The sequence below is a fragment of the Mycolicibacillus trivialis genome (assembly GCF_002102395.1).
GTDB classification, from domain to species: domain Bacteria; phylum Actinomycetota; class Actinomycetes; order Mycobacteriales; family Mycobacteriaceae; genus Mycobacterium; species Mycobacterium triviale.
On the sequence record NZ_LQPZ01000016.1, the window covers coordinates 113,645 to 127,145 of the forward strand.

General features: G+C 72.0%; 14 protein-coding genes. 5 read left to right on the forward strand and 9 right to left on the reverse strand.

Going from position 1 to position 13,501, the window contains the following annotated elements:
* Nucleotides 1–29 precede the first annotated feature (29 nt).
* From AWC30_RS06685 to AWC30_RS06695, 3 genes are read right to left on the reverse strand one after another with little or no spacing between them, the layout of a single operon-like run.
* Nucleotides 30–641, reverse strand: coding sequence for a lipoprotein LppJ family protein (locus AWC30_RS06685; RefSeq protein ID WP_085109413.1), 612 nt, complete (start codon nucleotides 639–641; stop codon nucleotides 30–32).
* Complete coding sequence (locus AWC30_RS06690; protein ID WP_085109414.1) at nucleotides 638–1,069, reverse strand: pyridoxamine 5'-phosphate oxidase family protein; 432 nt, start codon at nucleotides 1,067–1,069, stop codon at nucleotides 638–640. The genes AWC30_RS06685 and AWC30_RS06690 overlap by 4 nt, the downstream gene beginning before the upstream one ends.
* A gap of 12 nt (nucleotides 1,070–1,081) precedes the next feature.
* A complete protein-coding gene (locus tag AWC30_RS06695; RefSeq protein ID WP_085109415.1) occupies nucleotides 1,082–1,837 on the reverse strand; it encodes a DUF3298 domain-containing protein in 756 nt (251 codons plus the stop codon).
* Nucleotides 1,838–1,872: 35 nt separating this feature from the next.
* Here AWC30_RS06695 and AWC30_RS06700 point away from each other — a divergent pair, with 35 nt between their 5' ends.
* Nucleotides 1,873–2,352: a DUF309 domain-containing protein gene (locus AWC30_RS06700; protein WP_085109416.1), complete on the forward strand. Its 480-nt coding sequence runs from the start codon at nucleotides 1,873–1,875 to the stop codon at nucleotides 2,350–2,352.
* Between the two features lie 33 nt (nucleotides 2,353–2,385).
* Here AWC30_RS06700 and AWC30_RS06705 read toward each other — a convergent pair whose 3' ends face one another.
* Entirely contained in the window at nucleotides 2,386–3,012 is a 627-nt protein-coding gene (locus AWC30_RS06705; RefSeq protein ID WP_085109417.1) for an RES family NAD+ phosphorylase, read from the reverse strand.
* Nucleotides 3,005–3,532, reverse strand: a complete 528-nt coding sequence (locus AWC30_RS06710; protein ID WP_085109418.1) for a hypothetical protein — start codon at nucleotides 3,530–3,532, stop codon at nucleotides 3,005–3,007. Before AWC30_RS06710 ends, AWC30_RS06705 begins: the two co-directional genes overlap by 8 nt.
* Nucleotides 3,533–3,614: 82 nt before the next feature.
* Between AWC30_RS06710 and AWC30_RS06715 the strand changes: the two genes are divergently transcribed.
* Nucleotides 3,615–4,433: a hypothetical protein gene (locus tag AWC30_RS06715; protein ID WP_207568401.1), complete on the forward strand. Its 819-nt coding sequence runs from the start codon at nucleotides 3,615–3,617 to the stop codon at nucleotides 4,431–4,433.
* On the opposite strand, the gene AWC30_RS06720 is transcribed toward AWC30_RS06715, so the two are convergent.
* Entirely contained in the window at nucleotides 4,420–6,492 is a 2,073-nt protein-coding gene (locus tag AWC30_RS06720) for an FUSC family protein (protein ID WP_085109493.1), read from the reverse strand. The genes AWC30_RS06715 and AWC30_RS06720 overlap by 14 nt on opposite strands.
* A 167-nt stretch (nucleotides 6,493–6,659) precedes the next feature.
* Here AWC30_RS06720 and galT point away from each other — a divergent pair, with 167 nt between their 5' ends.
* On the forward strand, nucleotides 6,660–7,742 hold the full coding sequence (gene galT / locus AWC30_RS06725) for a galactose-1-phosphate uridylyltransferase (protein WP_085109419.1): 1,083 nt from the start codon (nucleotides 6,660–6,662) through the stop codon (nucleotides 7,740–7,742).
* A complete protein-coding gene (locus AWC30_RS06730; protein WP_085109420.1) occupies nucleotides 7,739–8,824 on the forward strand; it encodes a galactokinase in 1,086 nt (361 codons plus the stop codon). The genes galT and AWC30_RS06730 overlap by 4 nt, the downstream gene beginning before the upstream one ends.
* A 6-nt stretch (nucleotides 8,825–8,830) precedes the next feature.
* Here the strand turns inward: AWC30_RS06730 and AWC30_RS06735 are convergent, their stop codons facing one another.
* The 3 genes from AWC30_RS06735 to AWC30_RS06740 all read right to left on the reverse strand — a co-directional run bounded on the left by AWC30_RS06735 (nucleotide 8,831) and on the right by AWC30_RS06740 (nucleotide 12,581).
* Nucleotides 8,831–11,203 (reverse strand): lysylphosphatidylglycerol synthase transmembrane domain-containing protein, encoded by a 2,373-nt coding sequence (locus AWC30_RS06735; RefSeq protein WP_085109421.1) that lies wholly within the window; start codon nucleotides 11,201–11,203, stop codon nucleotides 8,831–8,833.
* Between the two features lie 119 nt (nucleotides 11,204–11,322).
* Nucleotides 11,323–11,454, reverse strand: coding sequence for a hypothetical protein (locus AWC30_RS18190; protein ID WP_264000387.1), 132 nt, complete (start codon nucleotides 11,452–11,454; stop codon nucleotides 11,323–11,325).
* A gap of 86 nt (nucleotides 11,455–11,540) precedes the next feature.
* On the reverse strand, nucleotides 11,541–12,581 hold the full coding sequence (locus AWC30_RS06740) for a TQO small subunit DoxD (protein ID WP_234807967.1): 1,041 nt from the start codon (nucleotides 12,579–12,581) through the stop codon (nucleotides 11,541–11,543).
* A gap of 167 nt (nucleotides 12,582–12,748) precedes the next feature.
* Between AWC30_RS06740 and AWC30_RS06745 the strand changes: the two genes are divergently transcribed.
* Nucleotides 12,749–13,498: a hypothetical protein gene (locus AWC30_RS06745; protein ID WP_085109423.1), complete on the forward strand. Its 750-nt coding sequence runs from the start codon at nucleotides 12,749–12,751 to the stop codon at nucleotides 13,496–13,498.
* The last annotated feature ends 3 nt before the right edge of the window (nucleotides 13,499–13,501 follow it).

Here is a 13,501-nt window from a genome sequence, read left to right on the forward strand (position 1 = left end):
GTGGCGGGCTCGCAGCGCGAGACCGGAGGTCACCACAGCCGGCCGGTGACGTCGGTGCCCTCGTCGCCGTCGTGCTCACCCCAGTTGCGGCACTCGCCGAACACCGTCGCCCGGCCGCGGTGCTCGTCACCGGGATCGGGGGACAGCGCGGCGGCGACACCGCCCTTGTGGGCGATCCAGGTGTCGTCGCCGGGCGGCGGCATGGTGGTCTGCCAGCCGTGTACGGCCAGCATCACCGAGATCCGCCGGAGGTACTCGTCGACGGCGACGTCGGCGGGCACCGCGAAGGACATGTCGACCTGGCCGTTGTACGGCGGTCCCTGCGGGTCGGCATCGTCCGCTTCGTCCTCGGGGCACGACCGGAAGAAGAACCGCCCGGTGGCCTTCTGCAGGCCGGCGTTGCGCACGATGGCCCCGGCGGCGTCGACGATCTGGGTGCGGGTCTCCTCGTCGGAGAGACCGTCACGGTGGCCCCGGTGCGCCACCGTGACGGTGATCGCGATGAGTGCTCCGACGACGGCCATCGCGGCGATGACGACGACGGCGAACCGACGCCATGTCGGCGTAGCCGCCGCGGCGGCCGCGTCGGTGGTCTCGGCGCCGTCGTCGTCGCCCGGGGCGTCGGTGGGTGTGCCGCTCACACGTCGCCGGTGAAGTCGCTGGTGCGCCACCGGTCGGGCCGGATGGTGAACAATACGGCGTCGGCGTCGTCGCCGTGGCGGGCGAACGCGCGGCCGCGCTCCTCGCCGAGATAACGCACGGCGATCTCGGTGCGGGCCTCCAGCGGTGCCGGGGTGGTGGCCGCCACCACGGTGCCCTCGATGACCACGTACTTGTAGGGCAGCTCCTCGCGCTGCACGACGACGGTCACCGCCCCGGCCTGCTGCACCAACCGGGCGGTGCGGTTGTTGACCCCGGTGTTGATCCGGATCATCCCGTCGGGGGTGTAGTCGTACCAGATCGGGATGCTCGCCGGGGGCTGTCCGTCGCCGGCGGCCACCGACAGCACGCAGATGTGCTTTTCGGCGAGGAACTCGGCGCGTTCGGCTTCAGTAAAGGGTCTGGGCATCTCGCTATTCCATCAGGTCGGGCAACCGTTCTGGCGTAACGGCGCGTCGGGGTCACTCAACGCCAGCCGGGGCGTGACCATTCCGGCCGCCACCGGGCCGGTGCGCTCCGCCGGCAGGTAGAACACCAGATCGTCGTCGTCGAGCAGCCAGGCCCGGTAGCCGTCGGAGTAGTCGAGGCGGGTGCGGCCGGGCTCGAAGTCCTCGACGTTCAGCGGCGTGTCGCCGAGCTGGTCCTCGATCGAGGAGCGGATCAGCGACGGGATCGCCTGCAGCGGATCGACGCCGGGACAGAACAGGTCGGCCAGCTGCAGCCGGCGGTGTTCGGCGGTGTCGAAGGTGAACGTGGCGTACTCGTCGGTGGGGTGCGGGGTGCCTTGGGTGTAGTACTCGCCGTGGAACAGCACCGAGGTGACGTCGTCGCCGTGGTGGAACAGGGTGTGGGTCAGCGTGGTGTTGCTCTCCCGGTCGTCGGCCTCGTCGGACCGCCGGTGCACGTAGCTTTCGACGTAATCCTTGAGCGCGGGCCCGGCGGCCGGGTCCTCGAGCAGTCCCACCGGGTAGCTGACCTTGATGTGGGTGTGCTCGTTGCGCCCGGTGAGGGTGCAGCTGCGGGCCGGGGTGTTCCAGGTGCCGCCGAGTTGGCGGCAGAACGCCAGGCCCGGTGCGTTGGGGGTGGTCTGCGGCGCTGCGGACGGCGAATCACCCGAATGGCAGCCGGTGGCGACGAGCATGGTCAGGACCGCGGCCGGCCACCGGGTGCGCGTCATTCGAAGTAGTGTACGGCGACCGGCATGATGGGGACATGGCCGAACGTGACCGCGACGAGGACGGCCGGCCCCGCAACGCCCGGCCGCGCGACGAGCTGGGCCGCCCGCTGCCGCACGGCAGCGCGGGGGTGCCGGGCATCCCCGAGGACCTGGACCTGCCGCCGGCGGAGACCCTCGACTACGCCCAGCGGCTCCTCGATGAGGGGCGGGCGTTTCACGCCCACGAGGTGCTGGAGGCGGCGTGGAAGACCGGCCCGCCCGGCGAGCGGACGCTGTGGCAGGGCTTGGCGCAGCTGGCGGTGGGCATCACCCACATTCAGCGCGGGAACCCGGTCGGTGCCGCGGCACTGCTGGAGCGCTCCGCGGAGCGGCTGCGCCGGGTCGGGGCCGACCGCCACGGTGTGGACATCGTCGGGCTGCTCGGGTTCGCCGACGGCCTGGCCGAAGCGGTGGCCGCCGGGGAGCCGGTCGGCCCGGAGGCACTGCGCCCCCGGCTGACGACGGCCCCCGGCTGACTGCGCCCCCGGCCGACGACGGCCCCCGGCCGGCTACGAGGTGAGATCCCAGCTCACGGTGAAACCGTGCCGCAGCACCAGGTCGGTCAGCAGGTCGGGCCGCTCGGCCAGCGGCCAGGATTGCACGGTGAACGCCTCGGTGGCGAAGATCGCGTAGTTCAGCGAGCCCTCCGGGGTGGTGCGCGAACGGTAGACCAGCGCGTCCAGGCCGTCGGGGGCCGGCCACCACCGGTGCACCGCGTCGGCCAGCCGTTGGCAGGTCTGCCACACCAGCGGGTGCTGGCCGGTGCTGATCTGATCGTCCACCGCGAGCAGGTCCAGGTTGCGTTCGGTGCGCAGGTCGAGCACCCGCAGCGGCCGGGCCGCCACCAGCCGGGTCAGGTGGTGGTCGGCGTGGTCGGCGGGGATCATCAGCCCGGTGCCGCGGTAGCGTTCCCGGGCCGCGCCCACCGCGGTGGCCCCGGCGTAGCGGGTCCGGAACGCGCCGGACTCGGGGTCGAAGCGGAAGCGCGGCCGGGGGAAACCCGTCCACCGCCATGCCACCGGCGCCTCGGCCTCGATCCGCCACAGCTCGGTACCCGCGGCGACCTGCCGCCGGGCCAGGCCGGTGGGCCGGTCCTGCGGCGGCGGCCTGCGGTAGCCGGCGGCGAGCTCAGGCACCGAGGGCGGTCAGCAGCCGCATCGCGGTGCGGGCGGAGGCCGGGTCGGCGGCGGAGTGGCGCAGCGCCTGCGCGATGGAGCGCCCGCCCAGTTCCTCGCGGGTCAGCCGGATCACCCGGTCGGCGGCCAGCGGGTCGGCGGTGAACCGGGCCAGCAGCTCCAGGATCTGCGGCAGGTCGGGGTGGAGTCGGTCGCCGTCGAACTGCCACGCCGGGAACCAGGTCCGGTTGCCCACCGCGGCGCCGAGCAGCCGGCCGCGCGAGCGCATCCGGTGCACCGCCTGCGGGGTGCCGAGACCGAGCAGTTGCTGCACCTGCGGGGTGGGCAGCGCGCCGTCGACGAAGTCCTGGGTCAGGGCGGCGCGACGCTGGTCGTTGAGGGCTTGGGCGGCAACGCGTTCCAGGTGGCCTTGCGGGCTGGTGGGAGCCGCCAGCAGGGTGTCGAGGACCTCGGCGAAGTCGCTGTCGCGGCGGGCGCGCGCGGCGACCCGGTCGGCGAGGGGGCTGGAGGCGGTGGGCATGACTCCAGCGTACTCACCCCAGCCGGCATATCGAAACAATCGAAACAATGAGGTGGGACGCGGGGTGGCGGCGGGTGCGCCGATGGCGCAAGATCGCGTCATGGGTCTTGTCGGGTTTCGTCGCACGGTGCTCTCCGATGCGGAGGTCGCCGAAGCGTTGAGCCGCGCGGTGCGGCTGATCGACCCGATGGTCGTGGTGCTCGCCGACGCCGACCTGTTCGGCCTGAAGGCGCGCACCTACCAGCCCGGCGGCGGCGACGCCCCCGTCGATCGGGTCCTCGACGGTCTGGCCGTCGCCCTCAACATCGCTCACGCGCCGGGCACCCGGGCGTGGGCGACCATGGACGTCCGGCACCGGGTGAACTGGTGGGTACGCCGGGTCGGTGCGGCCAACACGGTGCTGGTCGCCTCGCCGCGGGCTTTCGGGGTGCTGTCGGCCGCGTTGCCGGTGCAGGACATGCTCGGCTTCGCCAACCAGGCGATCGTGCTGTGCGCGGTCGCCCGCGAGTACGGGGTCACCGACCGCGGTGAACTGATCCGGCTGCTGGCCGCGGTGCTCTGCAACCGGGAGCTGGACGCCGACGTCATCGCCGAGGCCCAGCACCACGGCCCGGAGCCGCACCGGATCGGCGCCAACCCGTTCGCGTTCGCCCGGTCGCTGTGGCACCTGGCCGGCGTGTTGCGCCGCATCCGCGACGAACTTGACCAGCGTCCGCAGCCACGCGGAATCTTCCGTCGCCTCGGGGTGCTGCCCGGGGTCGGCGGGCTGGCCGGCTACCTGGGCGAGTACGGCGCGCTGCGCCGCGCCGCCAAGGCCGCGATCGCCCACCTGCGCCACGACACCCGGCCCGACGCCGACGTCATCCCGATCCGCTCGACCGCTCCGGCTACCAGAGCCTGATGTTCTGAGCGCCCAGGTCGGCGGCCGCGTCGACCACCGCCCGATCGATCTGATGCAGCGCGTGTAGCCCGGCCTGCAGCCGGCGGTCGTCAGGCAACTGCCCGGCCACCGCGTCGGCAGCGTCGATCAGGTCGGCCGCCGAGCGGACCTCCGGGTCACCGCCGTGCCGGTCGAGCACCTCGGCGAGCGCGTCGATGTTGGCCCGGGCGGCCTCGGCGGCCGCGGTGATGGCCTCGGCCAGCGGCACCGAACCGGGATCGGGTCCCTCGCTGGCCCGAGCCAGGGCGCGCGCGTAATGATCGCAGGCCTTCAACAGCCGCAGGCCACGTCGGATGCTGGTCCGCCCGGCGATTCCGGCGATCCCGACGGTCAGCGGTTTGGCGGTGGTCCGGAAATCCTGCAGGCTGCGGTGCACGACGCGGGCCTGCTCACTGGGTGCGGTGGTGGGCCCGCCGCCGAGCGCCTCGGCCGAGGTGGACACCGACGTCGACAGCTCGGCCAGGAAGTCGCGCGCGGCCGCGCGGATCGCGGTGCCGGTGCGGGCCGGCAACACCAGCACCGCCACGCCCACACCGATCGCGGTGCCGACCGCGGTCTCCCCGAGCCGCAGCAGCAGCACGTCGACGCTGAACTGTCCCAGCAGCCCGTACATCAGCGCGAGCATCGTGGTGACCCAGAAGATCATCAGGCTGTAGGACACCGCCATCAGGTAGAAGGCGAAGAACAGGCAGAGGAAGATCATCACCACTGCCGCCGCGGTGTTGCCGGAGACCACGGTGGCCACCAGCACCCCCGAGGGCACCCCGAGCAGGGTGCCCAGCAGGCGCTGCCAGCCCTTGGTCAGGGTCTCACCGAACGAGGTGGTGCCGGCGAAGGTCACGAATGCCGCGATCACCGCCCAGTACCAGCGGGCCGGGGACAGCGCCTCCCCGGCGATGATCGCCAGGGTGGTCGCGATCGCCACCTGGACGGCTTGGCGGGTGGTGGGCCGCAATCCACTCGCCGGTTCCTCGTCAAAGGGTTTGGCCGCGGGCGGCGACGTGGCGGCGGTGTCGGCGGTTCCGCCGCCCTGTTCGGCCAGAGCCCGCAACCGCCCGATCACCGCGGTGGTGTCGACCACCGCGGTCGCGAGCCGGTGTGCGTCGGGTCCGCCGTCGAGTCCGCGGGCCTGCTCGGCCAACTCCGCCATCCCCACTGAGCCCGGCACGTGCAGCTCGGTGGCCAGCCGGCGCAGCAGCCCGACCAGCTGTGCGCGGGTGGCGGCGGGCAGGTCGGCCTCGGCGGCGCGGGCCGCGGTGATCGCGATGCGCTCCACGGTCAACTCCGCGTCGAACAGCCGCAACGTCAGCTCCGCGCTGGTCACCCCGGGCCACACGGTGGCCGGGTCGACCTTCTCCTCCAACTGGCCCTGCGCGGACAGCACCGTGTCGGTCAGCCGATTCATCCGGACGCGTAGCCGGCGCCGGTGACGCTCATCGAACCGGCCGGCCTGTACGGTCTCGGCGGCGGCGTCGACCACGATCGCCATCCGGGCCCGCAGCGACGACACGGTGCGGCGCAGCACCCGTTCGGGACGTTCGGGCAGCAGGTAGCTGGTCAACACCAGGCTGCACAGGCTGCCCACCACCACCGCCACGATCAGCCACGGCAACTCGCTGACCTTGGCCTCCAGGAACAGCGTGAAGAAGTAGCTCATCACCGTGACCATCCCCAGCGCCATGCCGCGCGAGCCGAACCGGCGCGCATAGACGGCGGCGAACGTGATCGCCACGAAGACCGCGTCGGCGACCACCTTGTAGGGATCCAGCAGGGTGGCCGCGACCAGCGCCGCGGTGGCGGGCAGTGGTAGCAGCGCCAGCGTGATGCGCCGAGACCGGGCATCGGGTTCGTTGACCGCGCGCGCCGACACCATCGCGACCACCGCACCGAGCACCGCCACGGTGACCGGCTGACCGGCCGCCGAGGCGATGACGAACAGCACCAGCAGGGACAGCCCGAGGGCCACCGTGGTGCGGATGGCCGAGTGCAGGCGCACCAACCCCGGATCGGAGCCGATCACCCAGGTGCGCACCCGCTCACCCAGCGCCGGGCCGACGACGCTGTCGCGGGGATTGTCCGCGAGCGCGCTTCGGCCCGACCCCTCGTTTCTCTCTGGCACCCGGTGCACCTCCCGATGGTTGCGCGCTTCCATGGTGCCCTGCGGTCGCGGCGTTAAGGTTGCCAACCGTGACCACGCCGACGCCCTGGACGCTCGCCGACGGCCGCGACCTGCTGTTTTTTTCGTTGCCCGGGCGAACGGTCGCGCCGGTGCCCGACCGCCGGCCGCTGCCGCCGCGATCCGAGCACCCCACCGAACTGCGCTGGGACCGCACCACCGGGCAGTGGGTGATCATCGCCGCGCAGCGTCAGGACCGCACCTACAAGCCCCCCGCCGAGCTGTGCCCGCTGTGTCCGGGGCCGAGCGGGGAGACCAGCGAGGTGCCGGCCGACGACTACGACGTCGTGGTCTTCGAGAACCGGTTCCCCAGCCTGGCCGGCACCGGGTCGGTGTCGCCGGCCCCGGGTGACGGCTTCGTCGCCGCACCCGGTGTCGGGCGTTGCGAGGTGATCTGTTTCTCCCCGGACCACGCCGGATCGTTCGCCGGGCTCAGCGCCGAGCACGCCCGACTGGTGGTGCAGGCGTGGCGGCACCGCACCGCCGACCTGCTCACCCGACCCGGCGTGGAGCAGGTGTTCTGCTTCGAAAACCGCGGCGAGGAGATCGGGGTGACCCTGCCCCATCCGCACGGCCAGATCTACGGCTACCCGTATCTGACCCCGCGCACCGCCGCCATGCTCGACCAAGCGCAGCAGCATCGAAACCGCTACGGCAACAACCTGTTCGCCGATCTGCTGGCCCGTGAGACCGCGGAAGCGACCCGGGTGGTGGCCGCCAACGACCACGCCATCGCGTTCGTGCCGTTCGCGGCGCGCTGGCCGGTGGAGGTGCACCTCTACCCGAATCGGCAGGTGCCCAACCTCACCGGGCTCACCGACACCGAACTCGACGGGTTCGCTGCCCTGTACCGGGATGTGCTGCAGCGCTTCGATCGGTTGTACGACGAGCCGCTGCCCTACATGGCGGCGTTGCACCAGTACCGTGACACGGCCGCCCAACGCGACGGCTACTTCCACGCCGAGTTGATGTCGATCCGGCGCAGTGCCACCAAACTGAAATACCTGGCCGCCTCGGAGTCGGCGATGGACGCGTTCATCGCCGACGTCACCCCCGAGTCGGTGGCCGCCCGGCTGCGCGAGGTGGGCGGGTGAGCATCCGCTACGCCGCGCCGGGCCGGGTCAACCTGATCGGCGAACACACCGACTACAACTCCGGTTTCGCGCTACCGATCGCGTTGCCGCAGCGCACCGTCGCGACGTTCGCACCGGACGGGTCGGAGGTGATCAGCGCCGCGAGTGCCAACGCCGACGGGTCGACACCGATCCCGCTGGACACCGCCCCCGGCGGCGTCGACGGCTGGGCCGGCTACGTCGCCGGGGTGATCTGGGCGTTGCGTGAAGCCGGGCACCCGGTGCCCGGCGGGCGGTTGACGATCGACGGCGACGTGCCGATCGGGTCCGGGCTGTCCTCCTCGGCGGCGCTGGAGTGCGCGGTGCTCGGCGCGTTGACCGCCGCCGCCGACATCACCCTCGACCGGATCGAGCAGGCGCGGTTGGCCCAGCGCGCCGAGAACGACTACGTCGGTGCCCCAACCGGTCTGCTCGACCAGTTGGCGTCGCTGTTCGGTGAGCCGGCCACCGCACTGCTCATCGACTTCCGCGAGATCACCGTGCGCCCGGTCGACTTCGACCCGTACGGCCACGGGGTGGCGCTGCTGCTCATCGACTCGCGCTCGCGCCACGAGCACGTCGGCGGCGAATACGCGCAGCGGCGGGCCTCCTGCGAGCGGGCCGCGGCCGCCCTGGGGGTCGCCTCGCTGCGCGAGGTGACCGACGCCGAAGCGCTTACCGCGCTGACCGATCCGACCGATGCCCGCCGCGCCCGCCACGTCCTCAGCGAGAACCAGCGGGTGCTGGACGTCGTCGCGGCGCTGGCCGCCGAGGACTACCCGGCGGTGGGCCGGCTGTTCACCGAATCGCACGCCTCGATGCGCGAGGATTTCGCGATCACCACCGACCACATCGACCTGATCGCGCACACCGCCGTCGACGCCGGCGCGTTCGGCGCGCGGATGACCGGGGGCGGCTTCGGCGGTTGCGTGATCGCGCTGGTGCCCGAAGCGCGGGCCAAGACCGTCGCCGCCGCGGTGCGAAAAGCGGTGTCCGAGGCCGGTTATCCCGAGCCGGGGATCAGCCGGACCTACGCCGCGCAGGGCGCCGGGCTGCTGCCGTGACCGGCGTCAGATCATGTCGTTGCGGGTGAGCCAACGCATCACCGGCCAGCCGATGAACACCGGCAGCCAGCAGGTCAGCACCCGGTACAGCAGCACCGAGGGCACCGCGATCGCGGCCGACACCCCGAACGCGGCCAACCCACCGATGAGTGCGGCCTCCACCGCGCCGACCCCGCCGGGGGTGGGCGCCGCCGAGGCCAACGTGCCGCCGACCATGGTCACGATCGTCACGGTCACGAACGTGGTGCCGCCGCCGAACGCCTCGACGCTGGCCCACAACGCCAGCGCCGCACCCAAGGTGGTGCCCGCGGCGCCGAGCACGATCAACGCGAGCCGTTTGGGTTCGCGGGCCAACTCCAGCAGGTCCCCGGAGACCTCTTTGAGCCGCGGGCCGATCGCCACCGCCATCCAGCGGCGCAGCTTGGGCACCAGCAGGAAGGTGCCCACCACACCGAGCGCCACGCCCGCGATCAGGTAGAGCATGGTGGCGCTGGGCACGAAGTGCGACAGGTCCGCCGACACCCCGGCGGCGGCGCTGAAGAAGATCAGCAGCACCACGTGCACGATCACCTGCACCGACTGCTGCAACGCGACCGCGGCGGTCGCCCGCGTGGTGGTCAGCCCGCCCTTCTGCAGAAACCGGGTGCTCAACGCCAGCCCGCCGATACCGGCCGGGGTGCTGGTCGCCGCGAAGGTGTTGGCGATCTGCATGATCGACAGGTTCCGGAAACTCACCGCCCCGTTGGCGCACGCCCACAGCGCGGCCGCCGCCCCCACGTAGGTCAGCGACGACACCGACAGCCCGACCAGCGCCCACCACCAGTTCGCGGTGCGCAACTGGCTGAAGAAGGTCGGCAACGTCGAGATGAACGGGTAGGCGACGTAGACCAGCGCGACCAGTAGCACCAACTGGATGAGCTGGGTGCGGCTGAACCGGGTGAGGGTGGCGTCGCGGATCTCGTCGGTGTGGGTTTGGCGTTTCACCTCGTCGCGGGCGGCGCTGATGATCCGCTTGGAGTCGGGCAGCCCGGCCCGCAGTCGTTTGGGCACCCCGCTCTTGGACAGCCGGCGCGAGGCGGTGAGGACCGCGTCGCGCCCGAACGTGGTGATCGCGGCCGCCACGGCAGCCGGCGGGTCGTAGAGCGCGGAGGTGGTCACCAGCAGCTGGGCGATGTCGGAGTCGAGCTGGGCGTCGGTGGCGCCGTACTCGGCGCTGCCGAACCCGCCGAAGAGCACGGTGTCGTCGTCGACGGTGATCTCGTGGCCGCGCAGGTCCCCGTGGGAGATCTGTTCCTGGTGCAGGCTGCCCAGCGCGGCCCAGACCCGCCCGACCGGGATGGTGTCGGCGCAGTCGGGCAGCGGGACGCCGCGCGGCGGGGTGTCGGCGTGCAGGGTCCAGCCGCGGTCCAGGGCGGTGACCGCGATCGTCTCGGTGTTGGCGACGTCGAGCTGGTTGGCGGCGATGATCATCAGGCCGCGGTGTTCGACGACCCGGCGCATCGAGGCGTGCAGTGGGGCGGTCTCGGTGTCGCGCAGCCGCAGTTTGCGCCAGATCTGACGTACCGCGCCGCCGCTGCGCTGGTTGGGGCCGTAGAGCCGCACGATGGCGGGGGTGTCGCCGGTGGAGGTCGCGGCCATCACCAGCGGGCCGGGCCCGGCCGGGCGGACCACGGTCAGGGCGTCGACCCGGTAGCCGCGGCGCGCCAGGGCCCGCACCGCGCCGTCGAGCGGCACTTCCAGGGCGGGGGTTCCCACGACCAGGATCACCAGCGCGCCGACGAACCAGCCGGTCGCCAACCCCAGCACCGAGCGGGCCGGGACCACCGCGCTGATCACCAGGTGGATCGGGATGAACGCCAGCAGCAGGGTCCACCAGGAGCGCCGCCAGCGCGGCGGCAGCCACGGCCCGGCGACGGCGACGACGGCGGCCAGCATCGCGATCCAGCGCGGGTCGTCGAGGAACTGGGCCAGCTGGGTGTCCAGCCGGTCGGAGAGGTCGAAGTGCCAGCGCGGGGCGGCGAACCCGTTGCCGCCGATCGACAGCGGGATGAAGGCGCCGGCGGCGGCGACGGTGTAGGCGCCGAGCAGTTTCCACTGCCGGGTGACGATCAGCCCGATCAGCACCACGAACGGCAGCGCCATGATCGCCAGGCCGTAGATCAGGTACACCAGGTTGGCCTGGGTGGGGGAGAGCACCCGGACCAGCCGCGCCACCGAACGCTCCAGCACGATCCATTCGCGGCGGGTGATCAGCGAGCTGGCGATCACTGCGGCCAGCACCACTGCGGCGATGGCCAGGCGCAGGATGTCGTTGGTGCGCCGGTTCAACGGTTGCAGCAGGTTTCCGGTAACGCTGATCTCGCGCCCGTCAACTCGCATGGTGTCTTTCCAGCTCGGCGTACGGCCGCGGAGGGGCGGCCTGCCGCTAACTTATCGGTTCGACCGGTGCGGCCCGCGCATTGGCGACCGAGCCGTGACCTTCCCGCGATGACACGGTGTCAGTTGTAGGAGGTACTGCCGTCCACGGCCCGGGTGGCGCTGATGACCTTCGCGACGCAGTGGTCGCGGTCAAAGCCCTGGTAACGGCACCAGGCCAGCGCTCCCGCCGAGTCCGGGTAGGTGATGCCCACGACCGTGACCGTCGGACATCCGGGTCGGCTTTGCACCAGTGGGACAGCAGACCCGGCCGCCGTTTCGCGCGGCTCGATGCCGGCGATCAGTCGCCGACGGGCGCCTCCCAGCTGGCACCGCTGACGTCGGTCAAGGTCAGCGTGTAGGTGTGCGCCGGGTCGACGTCGCGGACCGCGAGCGTCACCCGGGCGCGCGCGCCCAGCGGCACGATCAGGCTGTGCGCACCGGGCTCGACCCGCGCGACATAGCGGTTGTCGATCGCGGTGGCGGGCAGCTCGCTGAGGTCCTCGCCGTCGAGGGCCAGCAGCGGTTTTCCGGTCGTGTCGTCGGTGACGGTGACGCCGATCAGAAACGATCCGTACACGTCGACGCCTTCGGTGCGGTACACCTCGAAGGTGACCGTGTCGTCGGCGAAGCGGGCGTCGCTGATCTCGATGTGCGGGGCCACCGACTTGTTGTGCAGGGTGCCGTACACCCCGCCGTGGAAGTACTGGTTGGTGAACAGCGCCAGCACCGTGACCGCCGCCGCACCCGCGGCCACCGCCGGCGCGGCAAGCGGTATCGGGCCGGAGGCCACCAGCGGGAACCAGCGCCGCCGGGTGACATCGGCACCGCGGTTGCGCAGCAGCTGATCGACCGAGTAGCGGCCCCCGCCGCTGAGGAACAGTGCGAACCCGCAGGCGACGCCGAGGATGCCGATCTGCCATTCGTCGAGGCAGGTGGTGCCCAGCCAGCCGGCGCTGAGCAGGATCCCGAACGCGAACGAGAGCACCCCCAGGCTCATCACCCGGGTGAACAGTCCGAGCATGATGCAGGCGCCGACGACGCCCTCGGCCACGGTGAAGACCGTCATCGCCACCCGCAGCAGGTCGGGGTGGGTGAGCAGATGTTCGATGATCGGGCCGATGCCCAGCGCGTTGGGCAGGAAGTGGTTGAACTTCTCCCCGATGTAGCCGGGCAGGTTCGGGTCGAGCTTGTCCTCCAGGGCCACCCGTCGCCAGAACGCGGAGAAGTAGGTCCAGCCGATCACCAGCCGGATCGGCAGGGTGATCAGTCCGGCGGTGTCGAAGACCCGGGTGTCGGGCTGCTCGGCGGGGCGGAGAGTGGCGTTCGAGGTGTCGGTCACGGGTCCAGTCCAGGTGTCGGTGCGTGTCGGTTCATGCTCACTGGGGTGGCGGGCCGGAGCCCGGCGCCATGGTAGCCACGGGGGTGTTCGCGAGCCCGAAAACATGTCAGACCCCGCCGATATCCTCTGGTCAGGCGGCAATTCGGCAGTGGGAGGAACGCAACGCTATGACATCCCTGGTGGGCAGGACCCGGCTCGTTCTCCTCGGCGACCGTGACATCCACGCCCGGCGTGACGAGTTGAACGGGATCGCCCACGACAGCGGCTGTGAGGTGGTCGAGGCCTACGGGTTCGAGCCGGCGGCTCCGCTGCGGCATGAGGACCTGACCCACATCGACGAGGTGGTGGTGGCGTTGGCGCAGGCCATCGAGGAGCGCATCGATGTCTGGGTGCCGTGGGCGATGGTGGATTTCGGCCGCGATCAGCATCTGCGGCGGATGATCCTGGTGCTGGATCGATTCGGGCTGAAGTTGCGCGCCGGCCGGAACCTGTCGGTCTGCGAGGCCGAGGGCTCGCTGAACGAGATCGACTTCGCGCTGCGCGCCGAGGTGCGCGCGGTGGACAACCTGGCCGACGCCGTGCTGGCGGTGGCCGGGGTGGAGAAGCTGACCGCGGAGATCGAGGAGGCGCTGGCCGGCGTCGGCGCCCGGGAGCCGGCGCGGATCCGGACCGTCGAGGCCGAAACCGGCAGGCTGGTCGAGGTGCCGGCCCCGCCGGTGCCGCCCTCGCCGCACGGCCGGTGGAGCGATCGGGAGCCGATGCTGGCCGGCTACGCGCGCTGGCTGGTGCGCGACTGCGGGGTCACCCGCGCGGCCACCGCCCGGGTGCTCAACGCCTGTGGGCAGCGCACCCGCAGCGGCAAGCCGTGGCAGGCCGCCACGGTGCGGCGGCTCATCGACGGCGACGATCGGCCGTAGCGC

Excerpts from the sequence above, each read along its gene's own strand:
- AWC30_RS06695 (WP_085109415.1), bottom strand. The coding sequence starts at position 1,837 with ATGACGCGCACCCGGTGGCCGGCCGCGGTCCTGACCATGCTCGTCGCC.
- AWC30_RS06690 (WP_085109414.1), bottom strand. The coding sequence starts at position 1,069 with ATGCCCAGACCCTTTACTGAAGCCGAACGCGCCGAGTTCCTCGCCGAA.
- AWC30_RS06700 (WP_085109416.1), top strand. The coding sequence starts at position 1,873 with ATGGCCGAACGTGACCGCGACGAGGACGGCCGGCCCCGCAACGCCCGG.
- AWC30_RS06715 (WP_207568401.1), top strand. The coding sequence starts at position 3,615 with ATGGCGCAAGATCGCGTCATGGGTCTTGTCGGGTTTCGTCGCACGGTG.
- AWC30_RS06735 (WP_085109421.1), bottom strand. The coding sequence starts at position 11,203 with ATGCGAGTTGACGGGCGCGAGATCAGCGTTACCGGAAACCTGCTGCAA.
- AWC30_RS06710 (WP_085109418.1), bottom strand. The coding sequence starts at position 3,532 with ATGCCCACCGCCTCCAGCCCCCTCGCCGACCGGGTCGCCGCGCGCGCC.
- AWC30_RS06745 (WP_085109423.1), top strand. The coding sequence starts at position 12,749 with ATGACATCCCTGGTGGGCAGGACCCGGCTCGTTCTCCTCGGCGACCGT.